This is a genomic window from Pseudomonas sp. JS3066 (assembly GCF_036328175.1).
Taxonomy (GTDB): domain Bacteria; phylum Pseudomonadota; class Gammaproteobacteria; order Pseudomonadales; family Pseudomonadaceae; genus Metapseudomonas.
The window spans coordinates 4,598,006-4,617,920 of record NZ_CP143312.1 but is presented as its reverse complement, the minus strand read 5'-3'; the positions used below and the strand labels follow the sequence as shown (position 1 = coordinate 4,617,920).

At 62.6% G+C, this 19,915-nt stretch carries 18 protein-coding genes; 12 read left to right on the top strand and 6 right to left on the bottom strand.

What is annotated here, in order from left to right:
• Positions 1–32: 32 nt before the first annotated feature.
• Both SA496_RS21855 and sfsA read left to right on the top strand, forming a co-directional pair.
• Positions 33–1,208, top strand: coding sequence for a pyridoxal phosphate-dependent aminotransferase (locus SA496_RS21855; protein ID WP_120654537.1), 1,176 nt, complete (start codon positions 33–35; stop codon positions 1,206–1,208).
• Positions 1,205–1,912 (top strand): DNA/RNA nuclease SfsA, encoded by a 708-nt coding sequence (sfsA, locus tag SA496_RS21850; protein ID WP_120654538.1) that lies wholly within the window; start codon positions 1,205–1,207, stop codon positions 1,910–1,912. Before SA496_RS21855 ends, sfsA begins: the two co-directional genes overlap by 4 nt.
• 3 nt (positions 1,913–1,915) lie before the next feature.
• Here sfsA and SA496_RS21845 read toward each other — a convergent pair whose 3' ends face one another.
• Both SA496_RS21845 and SA496_RS21840 read right to left on the bottom strand, forming a co-directional pair.
• Positions 1,916–2,239 (bottom strand): Rieske (2Fe-2S) protein, encoded by a 324-nt coding sequence (locus SA496_RS21845; RefSeq protein WP_120654539.1) that lies wholly within the window; start codon positions 2,237–2,239, stop codon positions 1,916–1,918.
• Positions 2,240–2,461: 222 nt separating this feature from the next.
• Positions 2,462–4,759, bottom strand: a complete 2,298-nt coding sequence (locus SA496_RS21840; protein ID WP_330114456.1) for a TonB-dependent hemoglobin/transferrin/lactoferrin family receptor — start codon at positions 4,757–4,759, stop codon at positions 2,462–2,464.
• Positions 4,760–4,985: 226 nt separating this feature from the next.
• On the opposite strand from SA496_RS21840, the gene SA496_RS21835 reads away from it, so the two are divergent.
• From SA496_RS21835 to SA496_RS21810, 6 genes are all read left to right on the top strand, one after another.
• On the top strand, positions 4,986–5,702 hold the full coding sequence (locus tag SA496_RS21835; RefSeq protein ID WP_120654541.1) for an energy transducer TonB: 717 nt from the start codon (positions 4,986–4,988) through the stop codon (positions 5,700–5,702).
• A gap of 17 nt (positions 5,703–5,719) precedes the next feature.
• Positions 5,720–6,784 (top strand): hemin-degrading factor, encoded by a 1,065-nt coding sequence (locus SA496_RS21830; protein WP_330114455.1) that lies wholly within the window; start codon positions 5,720–5,722, stop codon positions 6,782–6,784.
• Positions 6,785–6,883: 99 nt separating this feature from the next.
• The gene (locus tag SA496_RS21825; protein WP_330114454.1) at positions 6,884–7,783 is read left to right on the top strand and encodes a heme/hemin ABC transporter substrate-binding protein; all 900 of its coding nucleotides are present in this window, start codon (positions 6,884–6,886) and stop codon (positions 7,781–7,783) included.
• Positions 7,780–8,817, top strand: a complete 1,038-nt coding sequence (locus tag SA496_RS21820) for a FecCD family ABC transporter permease (RefSeq protein WP_120654544.1) — start codon at positions 7,780–7,782, stop codon at positions 8,815–8,817. The genes SA496_RS21825 and SA496_RS21820 overlap by 4 nt, the downstream gene beginning before the upstream one ends.
• Entirely contained in the window at positions 8,817–9,584 is a 768-nt protein-coding gene (locus SA496_RS21815) for a heme ABC transporter ATP-binding protein (RefSeq protein ID WP_330114453.1), read from the top strand. The genes SA496_RS21820 and SA496_RS21815 overlap by 1 nt, the downstream gene beginning before the upstream one ends.
• A gap of 18 nt (positions 9,585–9,602) precedes the next feature.
• Positions 9,603–10,487, top strand: coding sequence for a ChaN family lipoprotein (locus tag SA496_RS21810; RefSeq protein WP_330114452.1), 885 nt, complete (start codon positions 9,603–9,605; stop codon positions 10,485–10,487).
• A gap of 262 nt (positions 10,488–10,749) precedes the next feature.
• Here SA496_RS21810 and SA496_RS21805 read toward each other — a convergent pair whose 3' ends face one another.
• The 3 genes from SA496_RS21805 to SA496_RS21795 form a co-directional block, all read right to left on the bottom strand.
• Positions 10,750–11,550 (bottom strand): Crp/Fnr family transcriptional regulator, encoded by an 801-nt coding sequence (locus SA496_RS21805; protein WP_120654547.1) that lies wholly within the window; start codon positions 11,548–11,550, stop codon positions 10,750–10,752.
• 105 nt (positions 11,551–11,655) lie between these two features.
• Complete coding sequence (locus tag SA496_RS21800; RefSeq protein WP_120654548.1) at positions 11,656–11,928, bottom strand: TfoX/Sxy family protein; 273 nt, start codon at positions 11,926–11,928, stop codon at positions 11,656–11,658.
• Between the two features lie 272 nt (positions 11,929–12,200).
• Positions 12,201–13,760 carry a bifunctional aminoglycoside phosphotransferase/ATP-binding protein gene (locus SA496_RS21795; RefSeq protein ID WP_330114451.1) on the bottom strand — a complete coding sequence of 520 codons (1,560 nt, stop codon included), beginning with the start codon at positions 13,758–13,760 and terminating at the stop codon, positions 12,201–12,203.
• 115 nt (positions 13,761–13,875) lie between these two features.
• On the opposite strand from SA496_RS21795, the gene mrcB reads away from it, so the two are divergent.
• From mrcB to SA496_RS21780, 3 genes are read left to right on the top strand one after another with little or no spacing between them, the layout of a single operon-like run.
• Positions 13,876–16,194, top strand: a complete 2,319-nt coding sequence (gene mrcB, locus SA496_RS21790) for a penicillin-binding protein 1B (RefSeq protein ID WP_120654550.1) — start codon at positions 13,876–13,878, stop codon at positions 16,192–16,194.
• 16 nt (positions 16,195–16,210) lie between these two features.
• Complete coding sequence (locus SA496_RS21785; RefSeq protein ID WP_330114450.1) at positions 16,211–16,984, top strand: tetratricopeptide repeat protein; 774 nt, start codon at positions 16,211–16,213, stop codon at positions 16,982–16,984.
• Positions 16,984–17,313: a YqcC family protein gene (locus SA496_RS21780; protein WP_120654552.1), complete on the top strand. Its 330-nt coding sequence runs from the start codon at positions 16,984–16,986 to the stop codon at positions 17,311–17,313. Before SA496_RS21785 ends, SA496_RS21780 begins: the two co-directional genes overlap by 1 nt.
• A 9-nt stretch (positions 17,314–17,322) precedes the next feature.
• Here the strand turns inward: SA496_RS21780 and SA496_RS21775 are convergent, their stop codons facing one another.
• Positions 17,323–17,781 (bottom strand): DUF4124 domain-containing protein, encoded by a 459-nt coding sequence (locus SA496_RS21775; protein ID WP_120654553.1) that lies wholly within the window; start codon positions 17,779–17,781, stop codon positions 17,323–17,325.
• 408 nt (positions 17,782–18,189) lie between these two features.
• Between SA496_RS21775 and SA496_RS21770 the strand changes: the two genes are divergently transcribed.
• Positions 18,190–19,914, top strand: coding sequence for an acetolactate synthase 3 large subunit (locus SA496_RS21770; RefSeq protein WP_120654554.1), 1,725 nt, complete (start codon positions 18,190–18,192; stop codon positions 19,912–19,914).
• The last annotated feature ends 1 nt before the right edge of the window (position 19,915 follow it).

The window sequence follows — 19,915 nt, the reverse complement described above, 5'->3', positions numbered from 1 at the left end:
AATCCTCTCTTTGCCTTAATAAAGGAAGGCCAATGGCCCAGTCCTACAGTGCACGCAGCCGCGCCATCGAACCCTTCCATGTCATGGCCCTGTTGGCTCGCGCCAACGAACTCCAGGCGGCGGGTCATGATGTGATCCACCTGGAAATCGGCGAGCCGGACTTCACCACCGCCGAACCCATCATCCAGGCCGGACAGGCCGCCTTGGCCGCCGGGCATACCCGTTACACCGCCGCTCGCGGATTGCCGCAACTGCGCGAAGCTATCGCCGGCTTCTACGCATCGCGCTATCGGTTGAACATAGACCCAGATCGCATTCTCATCACCCCCGGTGGCTCGGGCGCCTTGCTGCTGGCCAGCAGCCTGCTGGTGGACCCGGGCAAGCACTGGCTGCTGGCCGACCCCGGCTATCCTTGCAACCGCCACTTCCTCCGTCTTGTGGAGGGGGGCGCACAACTGGTGCCGGTCGGGCCGGAAACCCGCTATCAGCTGACCCCGCAACTGGTCGAGCGGCACTGGGACGCCGACAGCGTGGGGGCGTTGGTCGCCTCGCCGGCCAATCCCACGGGCACCGTGCTGCACCTCGATGACCTGGCCGCGCTGTCGCAGACCCTCAGGGCCCGCGGTGGCCACCTGGTGGTGGACGAGATCTACCACGGCCTGACCTACGGGATGGACGCCAGCAGCGTGCTGGAAGTGGATGATGACGCCTTCGTGCTGAACAGCTTTTCCAAGTACTTCGGCATGACCGGCTGGCGTCTTGGCTGGCTGGTGGCGCCTGCCGATGCCGTGCCCGAACTGGAGAAGCTGGCGCAGAACCTCTACATCAGTGCGCCTTCTATGGCGCAGTATGCGGCTCTGGCTTGCTTCGAGCCGCGCACATTGGAAATCTTCGAACAGCGCCGCGAAGAGTTCGCTCGCCGTCGCGACTTCCTGCTGCCAGCCCTGCGTGAACTGGGTTTCCGCATCGCAGTCGAGCCAGAAGGCGCCTTCTATCTGTACGCGGATATTTCCGCCTTTGGCGGCGATGCCTATGCCTTCTGTAGGCACTTCATCGAAACCGAGCACCTGGCCTTCACCCCAGGTCTGGATTTCGGCCGCTATCAGGCCGGTCACCATGTGCGCTTTGCCTATACGCAGAGCCTGCCGCGTCTGGACGAGGCGGTGCAGCGCCTGGCGCGCGGCTTGAAGACCTGGGCGGGCCAATGAAGTTCGCCCCGACCCTGGAAGTGGGCAGGCTGCTCAAGCGTTACAAGCGCTTCCTCGCGGACATCGAGACCGCTTCGGGGGAGCAATTGACTATCCACTGCCCCAATACCGGCTCAATGCTGAACTGCATGAGCGAGGGCTGCCGGGTATGGTTCAGTCGCTCCAACGATCCCAAGCGCAAGCTGCCCGGTACCTGGGAAATCGCCGAGACGCCACAGGGGCGTCTGGCCTGCGTCAACACTGCCCGCGCCAATGCATTGGTGGAAGAGGCATTGCAGACGGGCGTGATCAAGGAACTTGCGGGTTTCTCCAGCCTCAGGCGCGAAGTAGCCTACGGGCAGGAAAACAGCCGTGCCGACTTCCGCCTGGACTTCGCTGCGGGGCCGGCCTTCATCGAAGTGAAGAGTGTCACGCTGGGGTTCGACGGCACGTCGGTCGCCGCTTTTCCCGATGCAGTGACCACGAGGGGCAGCAAGCACCTGCGCGAACTGGCTGCGCTCGCCCGCGATGGCGTGCGGGCCGTGCAGTTGTATTGCGTGAACCTCTCGGGTATCGATGCAGTGCGCCCGGCCGAAGAAATCGATCCGGCTTATTCGGCGGCCCTGCGTGAGGCCGTTTCTGCCGGCGTCGAAGTGCTGGCCTACGGTGTCGAACTGACGCCGGAAGAGGTGCGCGTCTGCCGCCGTCTTGATGTGAGGATCTGAGCCTCAGGCTGCGTCCAGCAGCCAGATGCCGTCGGCATCTTCGAAAATGCCCACCGGCTCCAGTACCTCGCCGACACAGGGGCCCGTGACGCATTCGCCGGACTCGATCAGGAACAGTGCGCCATGGGTAGCGCATTGGATGAGGCTGCCGCTGTGGTCGAGAAACTGGTCCGGCGTCCATTCCAGAGGAATTCCCCGGTGCGGGCAGCGGTTCTCGTAGGCATGGATCTGCCCATTCCGGCGCACCAGCAGGATATTCAGGCCATCAACGACAAAGCCCCGGCTCTGGCCTTCAGGCAGTTCGTCGGGGCGACAAAGAAGGATCATCGGCTTCTCCACAGCAGGCGCGCATTATCGCGCGCCGCTGTGGATTGCCAAGAGGGGCACGTCCTTGTGCTGAAGCGGGATAGAGCCCATTCACGATCTGCAGCGCGTCGCAGTGACTGTGTTGAAAATGGCTTCTGAATGCTCATTTACAGGCCGTAAACTCCGCCTCCTCAGCCTTTTTCGCCTTGTTCCTCGCTAGCTCGCAAAATCGTAAACCGGTTCTTAGATTTCCCAGACCAGGTTGACCGATGCGTTGCGCCCCGGCTGGGTGTAGCGACCGAGGCTGCGGCTGCTGGCGTCCAGGCCCTGGACGTCGCCCCACTGCCAGTATTCCTTGTCGGTCAGGTTGAACAGGCCGGCGTTGACCGAGAAGGCGTCGGTAACCTGCCACCAGGTGTTCAGGTCCAGGGTGCCGTAGCCAGGCGTGGCGAACTGCTCGGTGATGCGCAGACTGGCGTTGTTCGTCTGGTCGATGCGGTCCTTGCCCTTGACCAGGGTCCAGGCCAGTTCGCCACCGAACTTTCCGGTCGGCTCGGCATAACCCAGGCCAATGACCGCCTTGAGCGGGTCGATGCTGTTGATCGGCTCGCCGGTTTCCTCGTTCTTGCCCCGTGCATAGGCGATGGAACCGATAAGGCGGGAGCCGGTGGGTAGGCCGAATTGGTTGAGGAACAGCTCGCCTTTCGCTTCGGCGCCACGAATGGTCACCTTGTTTAGATTCTGCGACTGGAAGGTAAGCAGGTTGTTGCCGGTCGGGTCGGGGATGGTCACCTGGTCGATGAAGTCCTCGTAGCGGTTGTAGAACACCGCCACGCCGAAACCGCCGACGTCGTATTTGCCACGCAGGCCGATCTCGTAGCTGTCGCTGGTTTCCGGCTTCAGGCTGGTGTTAGCGATGGTCTGGTAGCCCATCCCGGCGTTGACGAACTCGCCGAAGATATCCACAGGTTCCGGCACCTTGAAGCCTGCAGCGTACTGACCGTAAATGCTGTGGGCGTCGTCCAGGCGGTAGGTGACACCGAGCTTGGGCGAGAGTTGGTTGTCGCTGAAGTCGGAGGGGTTGCGGTTCACCGGATTGCTGTTCAGGTATTCCGCGGTCACGTCGGGCTTGAGTTCGTAGTAGTCGTAGCGCAGGCCCGGCAGCAGAGTCCAGCGGCCGATCTCGATGCTGTCCTGGACGAGCAGGGCGTATTCGTGCGTGACCGGATCGGGGAAGTCGCTCAGCGGGAAGGTTTCCGCGCCGAAGGCCGGTGGCAGGGGCTGGCCAGTGCTGACGCGAATCTCATTGCCCTTGCGCAGGTCGCTGCTTTCCAGGCGCTTGAGATCGACGCCGTAGATCAGATGGTGCTGGGTATCGCCGATGGCGAAGTTCTTGTCGAGCTGGCCGTTGAATGACCAGAGCTTCTCTTCGTAGGTCGAGTCACGGGTGCGCAGGCGTTCGAAGGCCGAGGCCGGCGGCGTCGGGTTGCGGTTGAAGGCTACCCAGCTGTAGCGGCTCTGATCGGTCTGCTGACGAATCTTGCTGTCCTGGTGATTGAGCTGCCACTTCAGTTGATCGACAAAGACGGTATCCAGCTCCAGTTGGTGTTCCAGGCTGATGCGCTCGCGGTCGGTGCTGTCAGTGGCATTGCTCGCCGCGATCAGAGCGTTGCTGAACATGCCGCCGCCGAGGGACGTGGAAGTCAGGGTCGAGGCTTCGCTGAGTACACGGGTGTCCACGTCGTCCTGGAAGCGCTCGTAACTCAGTTGCAGGCGATCGTTGCCTGCGTAGTTCCAGCCGATCTTGGCCAGCAGGTTGTCGGTGGTGAAGTCCTGCGGGTTCGCTTCCTCGCGGCCGGCGCCAGTACCGCCACGACCACCGAAGGTCTCGACTTCGTCGCCACTGCGACGGCCCAGATGAAGCACGCCATCAACCACGCCCTGGCGGCCGGCGAAGGTCGCGCTGCGCAGCCAGCTGTTGTCGGCGCTGCTGTAGCCGGTCTTAAGGCGGGCGTAGGCGTCATCGCCTTCATCCAGATAGTCGGCGGCATCCTTGGTCAGGAAGCTCACCGCACCACCGATGGCATCGCTGCCGTACAGCGAGGACGCCGGGCCACGGATGATTTCCACCTGCTTGACGATATCCGGGTCGATGTAATTGCGCTGGGCATTCAGGAAGGGGCCGAAGTTGAAAGCGTCCGGTACGGACACGCCATCCACTTGGGTCAGCACGCGGTTGCCGCCGATGCCGCGAATGGTGAAACCGGACAGGCCGAAGCGGCTACCGGTACCGCTCACCGAAACCCCCGGCTCGTAGCGCACCAGGTCGCGAATGTTGTTCACATTCTTATGGTCGATGTCGCGCTCGGTCTGAACCGAAACCGTGCTGGGGACCTCATCGAGGCGCTGCTCGCTGCGGGTGGCCGTCACCGTCATGGTGTCGAACTGAGTTGCGGCCTTTTCGGCTGCCAGTACGAGGGAGGGGCAGAGCAGCATCAGGGCTAGCCCGGTACGGCGGGCAAAGGGAGGACGCAACGGCATGGCAAGGCTCCTGTTAGCAAGGCGTACTAGTCCCCTGACTGGGAAACGCCGTGGCTTTCCGGCGTGGTGGCATCCGTTTCCAGCGATTTTTTCCGCCTTTCTCGGGGCTCGTTCGTCAGGTCTTACTGGTGATCGCAGGTTGATATCGGCGCAGAACCATAATGGCGTTGACAGATAAATTCAAATAATAATCAAATGTATTCGTATTTAGAGATTGACCGTTGCGATGCCGCGCTTCCTGTTCTGCTTCTCGATTGTCCTGGCCCTGCACTTTGTCGCGGGTTGGCTCCTGCATGACCTGCTGGAAGAGCCGGGCACGGCATTGCAGTCGTCTGCGCCGATGATGGTCCGGCTGGTCAGCCCCGAGCCTGCCCCCGCGCCTGTTCAACCTCTTGCCTCGGTAATGCGCCGGCGGGTGCTCCCTTCCAAGCCAGCGCAGTCGGTGAAGGTCCAGCGGCCAGTATCCAAGCCTGTGTTGGCGAGCAAGCCGCGCCCGACACCTGCCAAGCCTGTAGCGCCAGTCGAATCCGCAAAAGCCAAAGCCGTTGCACCAGCGCAACCGCAGGCCGTGGCGGCGAGCCCGGCACTCAGTCATTCCGAGTCGTCAGCCGCTGCCAGTGCCCCCGCGGCAACGGCCAAGCCGGTCGTCACCGAGGTTTTCAGTCGTGAACCTTCGTTCCTCACGTCGCCCAAACCTCCGATTTATCCGGCTCAGGCCCGGCGTCGTAACCAGCAGGGCCTTGTCCTGGTCGAGGTGCGGTTGGACGAGAAAGGCCTGCTCCGCGAGATACGGCTCCTTCGCTCCTCTGGAGTGGAGAGCCTTGATAGATCGGCCATGGATGCGGTAGCTGCGTGGCGCTTCCGCGCCGAAACCCAGAATGGCCAGCCAGTGCCTAGCCGCGTGCACATTCCCATTGAGTTCGCCCTTTCGGCGAGTCGCTGAATAACAAGGAGCTTCAGATGAGCCTGCAAACTTCGACCACCAGCCCGGCTTCTCCTCTCTACCAGGCATGGCAGACGCTGCGATCCGAGCAGCCGCGCCTGCGCACCCGCGATGCCGCCCAGCTCCTGTCCGTGAGCGAGGCCGAACTGACTGCCAGTCGCCTCGGCGTCGATACCGTGCGCCTGCGTCCGGACTGGGCAGGCCTGCTGCCGGCCCTGGGCGAGCTTGGCTACATCATGGCGCTGACCCGCAACGAGCATTGCGTGCATGAGCGCAAGGGCTACTACCGCGAAGTCTCGGTCATGGCTAACGGCCAGATGGGCTTGGTGGTATCCGCCGATATCGACCTGCGCCTCTTCATGAGCGGCTGGGCCAGCGTTTTCGCCGTGGCTGAGGAATCCCCGCGTGGTACCCGGCGCAGCGTGCAGATATTCGATCAGCAAGGCACTGCCGTGCATAAGGTCTTCCTCACTGACGACAGTGAGCTGGCCGCCTGGGAGCCGCTGGTGGAGCGCTTCCGTGCTGAGGAGCAAAGCGACGAGATCGATCTGCACCCGCAGCCAGAACAGGTGCAGGCCAAGCCCGATGCCGAGATCGATGTCGACGCCCTGCGCGACGGCTGGGCAGCGCTGAAGGACACTCACCACTTCTTCGCTCTGCTGAAAAAGCATGGAGCCGAGCGTACCCAGGCGCTGCGTCTGGCCGGTACTGAGTGGGCCGAGCAGTTGGACACCGTCGAGTTGCCGCGCCTGCTGGAAGAAGCCGGTGCGCGTGAAGTGCCGATCATGGTGTTCGTTGGAAACCGCCACTGCATCCAGATTCACAGCGGCCCGGTTAGCAACCTGAAGTGGCTGGACACCTGGTTCAATGTTCTCGATCCGGAGTTCAACCTGCACCTGCAAACCGCCGGCGTGACCGAGCTGTGGCGTGTGCGCAAACCCAGCACCGATGGCGTGATCACCAGCTGGGAGGCCTTCGATGCCGAAGGACAATTGGTTGTGCAATTGTTCGGCGCGCGCAAACCCGGTATTCCTGAGCGTGACGACTGGCGAGCGCTGGCGGAAGCCGCGCCGGCACTCTGAGGTCGAGCATCCAGGGGAGCACGGCGCCCAGATCCAGGCCAACGCCCTGTTAAAACAGGGCGTTGGCGTTTCCCGCATTCAGCGATGGAGTTGTTTTCGATGCGTCTAGTTGTCGGCCTGGCCAGCCTTTGCGCAGGCATCCTGCTTTCTCACCAGGCCGCTGCGGCCGAGGCCTTGCCCCAGCGCTGGGTCAGCGCCGGTGGTTCCGTCAGCGAGTGGGTGGTGGTACTGGGTGGGCAGGAAAAGCTCGTGGGCGTGGACACCACCAGTCAGCATCCAGAGGCACTGAAAAGCCTTCCCAGCATCGGCTATCAGCGACAGTTGGCGGCGGAGGGCATACTCTCGCTCCGTCCAGACATCCTGGTAGGTACCGAGGAGATGGGGCCTCCGCCGGTGCTGGCGCAAATCAGCACGGCCGGGGTGCGTATCGAGCGCCTGCAGTCCACTCCCGACGTCTCCACCCTTGAAAAGAATCTCAAGCTGATCGGTAGCCTGCTGGGCAATGAGGCTCGTGCCGCCAGGGCCCTTGCAGATTACCGCCAGCGACTGCAGCGCCAGGCTGACTGGGTCGCCAAGGCACAGCAGACACAGAGGTCGCCACGGGTACTTTTCCTGCTGGGGCATTCCGGTAGCAGCCCGATGGCGGGCGGCAAGGACACGGCCGCAGCGTGGCTGATTGAGCGTGCCGGTGGGCAGAACCTTGCCGATCATCAGGGTTACAAGGCGATTTCCAATGAAGCGCTTGCTGCGCTGGACCCGGACGTAGTGGTGATCGCTGATCGCCGCCTGGAAGGTGATGCCGCCCGCGAGGCGCTGCTCAAGCAGAATCCGGCCCTGGCTGCGACCCGTGCCGCTCGTGAGGGCCGCCTGCTCAGCCTCGATCCGACCTTGCTGGTGGGCGGGCTGGGTCCACGCCTGCCTGATGGCATGGCTGCGCTTTCCGCAGGCTTCTATCCTTCGGCTCCGGCCCTTACCGAGAAAAGCCTGAGCCAACCATGATCGCGTCTGTCCCTTCCCGCCCATTGTTCATTGCCCTGGGCGTTCTACTGTTCTTGGCACTCTGGTTGGCGCTGGCGCTAGGTCCAGTCAGCCTGCCGCTGGGCGACACCCTGCGCGCGGCCCTGCGCATGGCTGGCCTGCCGTTTTCCGCTCAGGGTCTCGAGCAGGCTGAGCTGATCGTTGGCCAGATCCGTCTGCCGCGCGCCTTGCTCGGCCTGGCGGTGGGTGCGGTGCTGGCTTTGTCTGGTGTCGCGATGCAAGGCCTGTTCCGCAATCCGCTGGCGGACCCTGGGTTGGTTGGGGTTTCCAGTGGCGCCGCTTTGGGGGGCGCCGCCGCCATCGTCGGAGGTTCTGCGCTGGGTGGATTGCCGGATGCATTCGCGCCCTATCTGCTATCCATGTGCGCCTTTGCCGGCGGCTTGGGAGTGACGGTGCTGGTCTATCGCCTGGGACGTCGCGATGGTCAGACCAGTGTGGCCACCATGCTGCTCGCAGGCATCGCCCTGACGGCGTTGGCCGGCGCGGTGATAGGCCTGTTTACCTACCTGGCCGACGACGCCACCCTGCGCAGCCTGACCTTCTGGAACATGGGCAGCCTCAATGGCGCCAGCTACTCGCGGCTGTGGCCGCTGCTCATCGTCACTGTGTTTGTCATCGTCTGGCTTCCGCGCAGGGCCAAGGCGCTGAATGCCATGTTGCTGGGCGAGTCTGAGGCCCGTCACCTGGGGTTCGATGTGGAGCGCCTGAAGCGCGAGCTGGTGTTCTGCACCGCCCTTGGCGTAGGTGCCGCGGTGGCGGCGGCCGGCCTGATCGGCTTCATCGGCCTGGTCGTGCCGCACCTGGTGCGCCTGGTTTCGGGGCCCGATCACCGCGTCCTGCTGCCAGCCTCGGCATTGGCCGGGGCCAGCCTGATGCTGCTGGCGGACCTGGCTGCGCGCCTGGTGCTGGCGCCGGCAGAGTTGCCCATCGGTATCGTCACGGCGCTGATCGGCGCGCCGTTCTTCCTTTATCTGCTGGTGCGAGGTCGTAGCTGATGCTGCGCGTTGAACGGCTGGACGTGCTGCGCGGCGGCAAACAAGTGCTGACGGGCATTGACCTGGAGCTGCAGCCTGGCGAGGTGCTGGGTGTGCTCGGACCCAACGGAGCGGGCAAGAGCACGCTGCTCGCTGCCCTTTGCGGCGAGGTGTCGGCCGCGGGAGGGCGAGTAAGTCTCGATGATCGTGCGCTCGCGGACTGGAGCGGCCCGCAGCGTGCTCGGCGTCTTGCGGTGTTGCCGCAAAGCTCGACGCTGAGCTTCGCGTTTCGTGTCGAAGAAGTCGTGGCCATGGGACGCATGCCTCACGACACCGGGCGGGAACGAGATGCCGAGGTAGTCGCGCAGGCCTTGGAGGCAGCGGATGCCAGCCACCTTGCAGGTCGCAGCTATGTGGCGCTGTCCGGAGGCGAGCGCCAGCGGGTGCACCTGGCTCGGGTTCTGGCGCAGCTCTGGCCAGGAAGTGCCGGGCAGATACTGTTACTGGACGAACCCACTTCGGCACTCGATCCCTTGCACCAGCACACGACCCTGCAGGCTGTGCGGACCTTTGCCGAGCGCGGCGTGGCGGTGCTGGTGATCCTTCATGATCTGAATCTGGCCGCGCGCTACTGCGATCGCCTGCTACTGCTCACCGACGGTCGTCCCCATGTGCTGGGCTCGCCGGAGCAGGTGCTCCAGGCCGAACCGCTCAAGGCAGTATTCGGCCTTGAAGTGCTGGTGCAGCGCCATCCTGAGCGGGGCCATCCCCTGATTGTTGCTCGCTGAATCAAACAAGGATCTTCCATGCGTGTTTTCCTGCTTGTTCTCTACAGCTTGCTGGCTGCCTGCCAGACCCTGCCACCGCCGCCAGCCTGGCAGAGCCCCGAGGGGCGAAATCGACCGGAACTGGGTGTTATCCGTGACCTGAACACCGGGGAGCAATTGACGCCGGAGCAACTGGTCGAGCGACTCGCTGCACAGCCGCGCGTGCTGGTTGGCGAGCAGCATGACAATCCGGATCACCATGCCCTGCAGCTTTGGTTGCTGCGGGCTCTTGAAACTCGTCGTGAACAGGGCAGCCTGCTGCTGGAGATGCTCGAACCCGAACAGCAGGCCAAGATCGATGCCGTGCGCCGGGGGCCGTTGCCCAGCGATTTGCCTCAGGCGCTGGCCTGGCAGAAGAACTGGAGTTGGGAGCTGTACGGTCCGATTGTCCAGCATGCCCTGATGCAGCCCTATCCGCTGCTGGCGGCAAACCTCGATCGCAGCGAAATCAAGCGCATCTATAAGGATCGCCCGGTCCTGAAAGGCAAGTTATCCACTGCTGATTCCGTACGTGGACCGCTACTGGAGCAGATTCGCGAATCGCACTGCGGCATGCTGCCTGAATCGCAGACGCCGGCGATGCTGGCGGTGCAGCAGCAACGTGACCGCCGCATGGCCGAGAGGCTGCTGGCGGCGCCTGCTCCGGCCATGTTGTTCGCTGGGGCGTTCCATGTGCGCCGCGATCTGGGCGTGCCCCTGCATCTGGCTGACCTGGGCAAGGCTGATGGCAATGCGGTACTGGTCCTCTCCGAGGTGGGTAAGCCAGTGGGGCAGGGCGCTGCCGACTACGTCTGGTACACCGCGGCGCTCCCACCTATCGATCATTGCGCCAACCTGAAGAAGCAGATGGCACCGGCACGCTGAGGCGCGTCGGATAAAAGTCGCGAGCAAAAAAAGACCCGGCAATTTGCCGGGTCGAAAACCGTGATTAGCCTGATGAGGAGATAATCTGAAGAGTCCGACTGCTTGGAATCCCAGCTTACCGGCTGATCTCGCGACCAGTTGCTGTAATAGTAACGATTATCATTTCCGTGTCAAGCGTGGATTCCGGGTTTTCTTCGCAAGCTGATTCCTCCCGCTCCAAAAGCAGAAACCCCGGCCTTCGCCGGGGTTTCTGCTATCTGCATCAGTTCCGCTCGGATGACAGCCGAAGCTGGGTGACTTCCTTGTTCAGCAGGTCGATGCGGCGCGCCATGCTCTCGATAAGGCTGTGGGCTATACGCGGATTGCTCTGCATCAGGCTGAGGAACTGCTCCTTGGGAATCACCATCACGGTGCATGCCTCGCTCGCCACTACGGTGGCGCTGCGGCGTTCGCGGGTGAAAACGGCCATGGCGCCGAAGATTTCATCTTTCTGCACGTCGCCTACTTTTTGCCCGTCGACGAAGGCTTCCGCATGGCCTTCGATGATGATGAAGACGTGGTCGGCTTCGTCGCCTTGGTGAATCAGTTCCTCGCCAGCGGAGAAGTGTTGGAAACCGGTCGACGGGCGCACGTCCGGTTGTTTCAGGCGCGCCACGGCATCCGAAAGCAGGGCGGTGTGGCCTACCAGGTACTGGATGAACAGTTCCTGGCGCTTCTCGTTGCCGTAGATGTGCTTGAACACTTCGCTGCGGCTGAACGGCAGCAGGCTGATGGGTTCGTCGCTGTTATAGCGGCAGGATGGCAGATCGATGCCCTGGCGCAGGCCGATAAGGTCGCCCTCCTGGAGATAGAAAAGCGGGCGCTCGTCGACGATGGCGTGGATCAGACCGTTCTCGATCAGGAACAGTTGGTTGCCTGGCATCAGCGGTGAAAGGTCTTCGACCTGGTCCAGTCGCAGTGCGGGGCCGCTGGGTTCAAGCCCGTCGAGCAACTGCCCGGGGATGCTTTGCAGTCTGTTGATCAGCAGGTCGGCGTAGGCCGGTTGCTCCCCGAGTAGGTACATGGCAGTAATTCCTTGAACTGTCTGGAATGGCGTCGCACACGAAGGTCCCTGAAACAATAGGGACCTGTGACCGGCTCGTAAATCTCTCTTGGTGGAGGTTGTGAGCTAGCTCTTGTTGTGGGCGGCCGAAGTATCCAGTTGGTGGTTCAGCTCTGCCTTGTGGCCGGGTGGTAGGTCGTTCCAGTGGATGTCCAGCAGGGCACCCTCGATAGCATAGAGCAGGACCTTGGAGGCCCGGAAACCCCGTGCCCGGACAGCTTTATAGGCACTCACGGCGCCTAGTCTGCGCAAGTCGGAGGCGCTGTGGATGCCGACGGCATGCAGCCACTGTGCTGAAGTCTTGCCCAGATTCTTCATGTGTTGCAGTTCGTCGTTCATCGAGCCTCCTTGCGATGGAATGGCACGAGAGGGGCTATGGATAAGTGTAGCGGCCAATCGCGGGGCGTAGCCTTGTGCTATCGCTCAATCCTCGTGCACTCCCTGCACGGAAAACGATCACTGCTGACGATAGAGTGGGACGCTTTTCCCGGCGCAGGTTTCAAGCGGCTGCTGGGATACCGGCAGGGGGAAATTGCAGCTGCCGGCTGAGTGCGACCCAGCCGGCAGTATAGAAGCCGCGGCAGATGTTGCCCGGCGTGGAGAGGGTGCGGTCAGACGCCCGGCAGGTGCTGGCGGATGAGCTCCACCAGACCGTCGAGGCTGGCGGCCTGATCGGTATCGATCCGCTTGCTCTGCGCCTGCTCGACGGTATCCAGCGGTTCGCGGCTCAGCAGTTGCGCGCGCACCACGTCCATGGTGGCGTCGGACGGGTCATTGCCCTCGGTCTGGCGCTGTTCCAGCCAAGCTTCGATCACCGCCTCCGGCGCGTGGCAGTCGAGGATCAGGAACGGTGTTCCGGTCTCCTCAGCAACCTGGCGGGCGGCCTTGCGCTGGTCCCGTTTCAGGAAGGTGGCGTCCATTACTACCGGGAAGCCGGCATGCAGGATCGCGCGCGCCAGTTCGTTGAGGCGCTCGTAGGTCGCCTGGCTCGCGTCTGCGTTGTAGATGCCATCCTGCAGCCCTTGCGCACCCGATTGCTGTTCGCCGAACAGGCGCTTGCGTTCGACGTCCGAACGCAGGCGGATAGCGCCCAGGGATTCCACCAGACGCAACGCGACGTGGCTCTTGCCGGAGGCGGACACGCCACTGGTGATGGCCAGGAAGGGCGAGGGGATGGCGCTGTAGCTTTCCGCGAGGCCCGCATAGTTGCGGTACTGGCGAATGGTGGCGGCCTTCTGCACCGCATCGGCCTGGTGCGCCAGGCTGAACAGGGCGATCTTGGCGCGAACCAGTGCGCGGTAGGCCTTGTAGAAGTTGAGCAACTCCAGGCCCTCGTAGTCGCCGCTGTGTTCCAGATACTGGCTGACCAGTCGGCGGGAAAGGGACTTGAGGCCTCGGTCTTCAAGGTCCATGGCGATGAAGCCGATGTCGGCGTAGACGTCGGTGAAGCGGAAGGGTTCGTTGAACTCGATGCAGTCGAAAAGCACGACTTCACCGTTGATCAGCGTGGCGTTGCCCAGGTGGATGTCACCGTGGCACTCGCGAATGAAACCTTCCTGCTTGCGTCGTGCCAGCAGCGGCTTGAGTCGCTCATGGCTGCTCTCGGCCCAGGCTTCGAGCGCATCCAGTTGTTGCAGGTCGGCCTTGTCGCTGAGCAACGGGCGAATCTGCTCGAAGTTCTGCCGGACGGGCATCATCACCGCATCGGCGGTGCCCAGCGGGTGGTCAATGGCCACTTGCGGAGCGCCCTGATGGAAACTGGCGATCTGCCCGGCCAGGGCATCGACGTGGGCAGGGGTCAGTTCGCCGCGGGCCTGCAACGCGCTCAGCAGGTTTTCCTGGGGAAACTGGCGCATCTTCAGCACGTACTCGATGGCCGCGCCGTCTCCATTGATCTGGGGAGCCTCGACGCTGCCGGTGATCGGCAGGACTTCCAGGTAGAGGTCGCGTGTCAGGCGCTGGTTGAGGCGTAGTTCTTCCTCGCAGAAGTGGCGGCGGCGTTCGAGGTCGGTGAAGTCGAGGAAGCCGAAGTTCACAGGCTTCTTCACCTTGTAGACGTAACTACCGGTCAGCAGCACCCAGGAGATGTGCGTCTCGATGACCTGGAACCCGTCCACCGAGTGGGGGTAGAGGGCGGGGTTCTGCAGGGCGGCTATCAGGGACTGGCTCACGGGCGTTCCTTGTTCTGTCGCTGTGGAAGGCCGGCATTATCGCCTCTGTGGGCGGCCCTGCAAACCGTCAGGGCGTGCCTGTTGGCTGTGGATAAAGTGCGTATAATGCGCCGCCATGACTCGTCCCCGATCTCCCAAATCCCGCTCTAAACGCCGTTCCAGCGGCCTTCGCCCCTGGTTGGGCTGGGCCGTCAAACTGGGCCTGGTAGGCCTGGTAGTGCTGGCCGGTTTCGCCATCTATCTCGACGCCGTGGTGCAGGAGAAATTCTCCGGCAAGCGCTGGACAGTGCCGGCGAAGGTCTATGCCCGTCCGCTGGAACTGTTCGTCGGGCTGAAGTTGTCCAAGGACGATTTCCTGAAGGAACTCGACGCCCTGGGCTACCGACGCGAGAGCGTGTCCAACGGCCCGGGTGCCGCTTCGGTGTCCGGCAATGCCGTGGACCTCAACACCCGTGGCTTCCAGTTCTATGAAGGTGCCGAGCCGGCGCAGCGGGTACGCGTGCGTTTTTCCGGCGACTATGTGGCTGGCCTGACTCAGGCAAGTGGCGCCGACCTTGCGGTGACTCGCCTGGAGCCGCTGCTGATCGGCGGGCTGTATCCCGCCCATCATGAAGACCGTGTACTGATCAAGCTGGATCAGGTGCCGGCCTATATGGTGGAAACCCTGGTAGCGACGGAGGATCGTGAGTTCTTCAATCACCACGGTGTTTCCCTCAAGTCCATCGCCCGAGCCTTCTGGATCAATGCCACCGCCGGTGAGTTGCGTCAGGGCGGCAGTACGCTGACCCAGCAGTTGGTGAAGAACTTCTACCTGACCAGCGAGCGCAGCATTTCGCGCAAGGCCACCGAGGCCATGATGGCGGTGCTGCTGGAGCTGCACTACGACAAGCGCGAAATCCTGGAGGCCTACCTCAACGAGGTGTTCCTTGGCCAGGATGGTCAGCGCGCCATTCACGGTTTTGGCCTCGCCAGCCAGTATTTCTTCAGTCAGCCCCTGGCTGAATTGAAAGTGCATCAGATCGCTCTGCTTGTGGGGATGGTCAAGGGTCCTTCCTATTACAACCCCCGTCGCTTCCCGGAACGTGCACTGGAGCGTCGTAATCTGGTGATCGACTTGCTTGCCGAACAGGGCGTGATCACGCCAGCGGAAGCCGTCGCAGCCAAGGAGAAGCCGCTGGGTGTATCCAAGCGCGGCAGTCTGGCCGACAGCTCCTACCCGGCTTTCCTCGACTTGGTGAAGCGCCAGCTGCGCGAGGATTACCGAGAAGAGGACCTGACAGAGGAAGGTCTGCGCATTTTCACCAGCTTCGACCCTATTCTGCAGTCCAAGGCAGAAACCTCGCTGGACGAGACCCTCAAGCGTCTGGCTGGGCGCAAGGGCGTAGATCAGGTTGAGTCGGCCATGGTCGTGAGCAATCCCGAAACTGGTGAAATCCAGGCGCTGATCGGTAGCCGTCAACCTCGCTTCGCCGGATTCAATCGCGCCGTGGATGCAGTACGCCCCATCGGCTCGTTGATCAAGCCAGCTGTCTACCTCACAGCACTTGAGCGTCCGAGTCAGTACACCCTGACCAGTTGGGTCGCTGACGAGCCCTTCTCGGTGAAGGGACAAGATGGCCAGGTGTGGCGTCCACAGAACTATGATCGCCGCGCCCACGGGACCATTTACCTGTACCAGGGGCTGGCCAACTCCTACAACTTGTCGACCGCCAAGCTGGGCTTGGAACTGGGCGTTCCCAATGTGCTCAAAACCCTTGAGAGGCTTGGCGTTTCGCGCGAGTGGCCGGCTTATCCCTCGATGTTGCTCGGCGCAGGTGCGTTGAGCCCGATGGAAGTGGCGACCATGTACCAGACGCTGGCCAATGGTGGTTTCAATACGCCGTTGCGGGCGATTCGTAGCGTGCTGACCTCCGAAGGTGAGCCGCTCAAGCGTTACCCCTTCCAGATCCAGCAACGCTTCGATCCGGGCGCCATCTACCTGGTGCAGAATGCGATGCAGCGGGTTATGCGCGAAGGTACGGCCCGCTCAGTTTATAGCCAGTTGCCGTCGTCCTTGACCCTGGCTGGCAAAACGGGCACGACGAACGACTCGCGTGACAGCTGGTTTGCAGGCTTCAGTCAGGACCTCCTGGCGGTGGTCTGGCTGGGACGCGATGATAACGGCAAGACGCCGTTGACCGGCGCCACAGGTGCGTTGCAGGTATGGACCAGCTTCATGCGCAAGGCAGACCCGCTGCCCCTGGACATGCCGATGCCGGATAACGTGACACAGGCGTGGATTGATCCGCACAGCGGCCAGGGTTCTGACCCGAGCTGCCCCGGTGCAGTCCAGATGCCGTACATTCGTGGCAGCGAACCCGCCCCAGGCGCGCCTTGCGGCCTTGGAGCACCCGTGGACTCGGTAATGGACTGGGTTCGCGGTTGGATGCAATGAACCGAGAGGATGAAACGTGAGTAAAGCCTGGATTCCCGCCCTTGCGGCAGCCGCCTTGCTGGCTGGTTGTTCTACCCCGCAGCGAGGCGCCATTCCCGTGGTCGACTCCGGTGCGCCCCTGTCCGAGCTGGAACAGGGGACCTCCAATCGCGGCGGCTACAATCAGGCATCCGCAGCGCCGCGCAGCATCCCCGAAGACTCCGGTGTGGTTGTGATGGTACCGGGTGCCAGCTCCGGTGCGCCCATCGCCGCTCCGGCATCCAGCGCGCCCATCAGCGGCAGTATCACCAGCGGTGGGATCACCCCTGGTCCCATGGTCGGCGGACCAGTTGCCACTGCACCTGGCGCGTCCGGCGCACCGGGCTATGGCTCAACCAATTACAGCTCGCCCAGCTACAGCACCCAGGCACTCGCCGCTCCGACCGGTATCCCGAGCAGCGCAGGCGGTCTGTCGGCCGACGAGCAGCTCGACGGCCCAGTGCTGGCGCTGCTGACCACTGCCCAGCAGCAACAGGGCGGCGGCGACCTCAATGGCGCCGCTGCTAGCCTGGAGCGTGCGCAGCGTATCGCTCCCCGCGAGCCGCAGGTGCTTTACCGATTGGCCGAAGTGCGCCTTGCGCAGGGCGATGCCGCCCAGGCCGAGCAGTTCGCTCGTCGTGCACTGACCTACGCCAATGGTCGTCCGGCCTTGCAGGCCAGCTTGTGGGATTTGATCGCACGTTCCCGTGATCGCCAAGGCGACCCGTCCGGTGCCGCGCTTGCGCGTGACAAGGCAAAGGTCAATCTCTGATGGATCCGCGTTGCGTTGACCTGGCTGATCAGCTCCTGCTCATCGAGCGGGAGCTGCGTGCGCTGGGCTGGTGGGTCGAGACGCCGCCCAGTGCGGAAGCACTTGCCAGCCAGACACCGTTCTGTGTCGATACCCTGGCGTTTGAGCAGTGGCTTCAGTGGATCTTCCTGCCGCGCATGAAGGTCATTCTCGAGAATGGCCTGGAGTTGCCGCACGCATCCGGGATCCGCGTCATGGCGGAAGAGGTTTACCGGGAGCGGCTCGTCGAAGTCGGCAGGCTGCTCGACGCCCTGGGGGCGTTCGACCGGTTGATTGGTGGGACGAACTGAGGCGTTGCCTCAGTTGCAGTTCTCGCCGATTGCCTTCTCGGCTTCCTTGATGCGGGACTGACGCTCTTCTTCGGTCAGCCGCTGAACTTCCCCATTGACCTCTGCGCGAAGGCGCGGGTTGTTTTGTAGTTGTGCCAGGTTGGTACGTATGGTGTCGCAGTACTTGCGACGTTCCGCTTCCTGGGTTGCGACTTCTGCCTTCACTTTCTCATCAATGGCCTTCTGATCGCCTACCGGCGCGCTCTCGGGAAGTGGCGCCTGCGGCTGGGCGTTTTCGCTATCGAAGCGCGGCAGGGCGGGGCGCGGCTTCGGCACCGAGGTGTTGACGCTGGTGGCCTGCTGGCCTTCGGGCGGCTGCGCGCCGAAGTGGGTGATGCCCTGAGCGTCGACCCATTTATAGACCTGGCCGGCCGTGGCGGACGTGCTCACTGCCAGCAGCAGGCTGCCGGCGAGAATCATGCGGTGCATGCGGTTTCCTTCTGGTGGCGGAGAATCCTCCGCTAACTATAACCAAAGCCGTGGGTCTTGATCCTGCGTCGCGTCACAGCAATCCATGCAAGATTCCGTAACGGATTACTTGACTTGTACGGTGGTAATCCGAAGAATCCAAGGTTCGCTGTTCCAGTGGGCCGGCCGCAAGTCGGAAGCTGTAGCAGTCGATGAGGTGCATACCCGCGCCGACCTGTTTCACCCGCAACGCGTTACCTCGCGCTGGGTGGGAAAGCCCCGCAACAACTCTCAGGGGCCGACCCGATGCTTGTTCAGTCAGTAGCTGACGTAGTCGGCGACCACCAGTCGCTCACGCGCTGATTGCAGGCAAACCTAATCAGGCCGTCCGGTCGCGGGCGGTTATCTGGCGTTCTAGAGGTGATAAACGTGGAGCTTTTATCTGGCGCTGAAATGGTCGTCCGCTCGCTGCGTGACGAAGGCGTTAAGTACATTTACGGGTACCCGGGCGGTGCCCTCCTGCACATCTACGATGCCCTGTTCAAAGAAAATGAAGTGACCCATATCCTGGTCCGTCATGAACAGGCTGCTACCCATATGGCTGACGGCTATGCCCGCGCCACCGGCAAACCCGGTGTGGTGCTGGTGACCTCCGGCCCAGGTGCGACCAACGCCGTCACCGGTATCGCCACCGCTTACATGGACTCCATTCCGATGGTGATCCTGTCTGGCCAGGTGCCGAGCAACATGGTCGGCACCGATGCCTTCCAGGAAACCGACATGGTCGGTATTTCCCGCCCGATTGTGAAGCACAGCTTCATCATCAAGCATCCCTCGGAAATCCCTGAGGTGATCAAGAAGGCCTTCTACATCGCGCAATCCGGCCGTCCTGGGCCTGTGGTCGTCGACATTCCGAAGGACATGGGCGATCCGACCCAGAAATTCGAATACAGCTACCCGAAGAAGGTCAAGCTGCGCTCCTACAGCCCTGCTGTTCGTGGTCACTCCGGCCAGATCCGTAAGGCTGCGGAGATGCTGCTGGCGGCGAAGCGCCCGATCCTCTACGCAGGCGGTGGCGTGATCATGGGCAACGCATCCGAGCAGCTCACCGAACTGGCCAAGATGCTCAACCTGCCGGTTACCAACACCCTGATGGGGCTGGGTGCCTTCCCGGGAACCGATCGCCAGTTCGTTGGCATGCTTGGCATGCACGGCAGCTACACCGCCAACCTGGCGATGCATCACTCTGATGTGATCCTGGCCGTCGGCGCGCGCTTCGATGACCGCGTAATCAACGGCGCAGCCAAGTTCTGCCCGAACGCCAAGATCATCCATATCGACATCGACCCGGCTTCGATCTCCAAGACCATCAAGGCCGACATCCCGATCGTGGGGCCGGTAGACAGCGTGCTGTCCGAGATGGTTGCCATCCTCAAGGAGATCGGCGAAACCCCGAACAAGGAAACGGTCGCTGCATGGTGGAAGCAGGTTGATGAGTGGCGTGCTGGTGGTGACCTGTTCCCCTACGACAAGGGCGACGGCAGCATCATCAAGCCGCAGAGTGTGATCGAGACCCTCTGGGAAGTGACCAAGGGCGACGCCTATGTCACCTCCGACGTGGGTCAGCACCAGATGTTCGCGGCACAGTACTACCGCTTCAACAAGCCCAATCGCTGGATCAACTCTGGCGGCCTGGGCACCATGGGCTTCGGTTTCCCGGCGGCCATGGGTATCAAGCTGAGCTTCCCGGAAACCGACGTCGCTTGCGTAACGGGCGAGGGCAGTATCCAGATGAACATCCAGGAGCTGTCCACCTGCCTGCAGTACGACCTGCCGGTGAAGATCATCAACCTCAACAACGGTGCGCTGGGTATGGTCCGCCAATGGCAGGACATGCAGTACAACAGCCGTTACTCGCACTCCTACATGGAATCGCTGCCTGACTTCGTCAAGCTGGCCGAGGCTTATGGCCATGTCGGCATTCGCGTGACTGATCCGAAGGATCTGAAGGCGAAGATGGAAGAAGCGTTCTCGCTGAAGAACCGTCTGGTGTTCCTTGATATCCAGGTCGATTCCAGCGAGCACGTCTACCCGATGCAGATTCGGGATGGCGCCATGCGCGACATGTGGCTGAGCAAGACGGAGCGGACCTGAA

Excerpts from the sequence above, each read along its gene's own strand:
- SA496_RS21855 (WP_120654537.1), top strand. The coding sequence starts at position 33 with ATGGCCCAGTCCTACAGTGCACGCAGCCGCGCCATCGAACCCTTCCAT.
- SA496_RS21825 (WP_330114454.1), top strand. The coding sequence starts at position 6,884 with ATGCGTCTAGTTGTCGGCCTGGCCAGCCTTTGCGCAGGCATCCTGCTT.
- SA496_RS21810 (WP_330114452.1), top strand. The coding sequence starts at position 9,603 with ATGCGTGTTTTCCTGCTTGTTCTCTACAGCTTGCTGGCTGCCTGCCAG.
- SA496_RS21820 (WP_120654544.1), top strand. The coding sequence starts at position 7,780 with ATGATCGCGTCTGTCCCTTCCCGCCCATTGTTCATTGCCCTGGGCGTT.
- SA496_RS21815 (WP_330114453.1), top strand. The coding sequence starts at position 8,817 with ATGCTGCGCGTTGAACGGCTGGACGTGCTGCGCGGCGGCAAACAAGTG.
- SA496_RS21805 (WP_120654547.1), bottom strand. The coding sequence starts at position 11,550 with ATGTACCTACTCGGGGAGCAACCGGCCTACGCCGACCTGCTGATCAAC.
- SA496_RS21845 (WP_120654539.1), bottom strand. The coding sequence starts at position 2,239 with ATGATCCTTCTTTGTCGCCCCGACGAACTGCCTGAAGGCCAGAGCCGG.
- SA496_RS21780 (WP_120654552.1), top strand. The coding sequence starts at position 16,984 with ATGGATCCGCGTTGCGTTGACCTGGCTGATCAGCTCCTGCTCATCGAG.
- sfsA (WP_120654538.1), top strand. The coding sequence starts at position 1,205 with ATGAAGTTCGCCCCGACCCTGGAAGTGGGCAGGCTGCTCAAGCGTTAC.
- SA496_RS21830 (WP_330114455.1), top strand. The coding sequence starts at position 5,720 with ATGAGCCTGCAAACTTCGACCACCAGCCCGGCTTCTCCTCTCTACCAG.
- SA496_RS21835 (WP_120654541.1), top strand. The coding sequence starts at position 4,986 with ATGCCGCGCTTCCTGTTCTGCTTCTCGATTGTCCTGGCCCTGCACTTT.
- SA496_RS21775 (WP_120654553.1), bottom strand. The coding sequence starts at position 17,781 with ATGCACCGCATGATTCTCGCCGGCAGCCTGCTGCTGGCAGTGAGCACG.
- SA496_RS21840 (WP_330114456.1), bottom strand. The coding sequence starts at position 4,759 with ATGCCGTTGCGTCCTCCCTTTGCCCGCCGTACCGGGCTAGCCCTGATG.
- mrcB (WP_120654550.1), top strand. The coding sequence starts at position 13,876 with ATGACTCGTCCCCGATCTCCCAAATCCCGCTCTAAACGCCGTTCCAGC.
- SA496_RS21800 (WP_120654548.1), bottom strand. The coding sequence starts at position 11,928 with ATGAACGACGAACTGCAACACATGAAGAATCTGGGCAAGACTTCAGCA.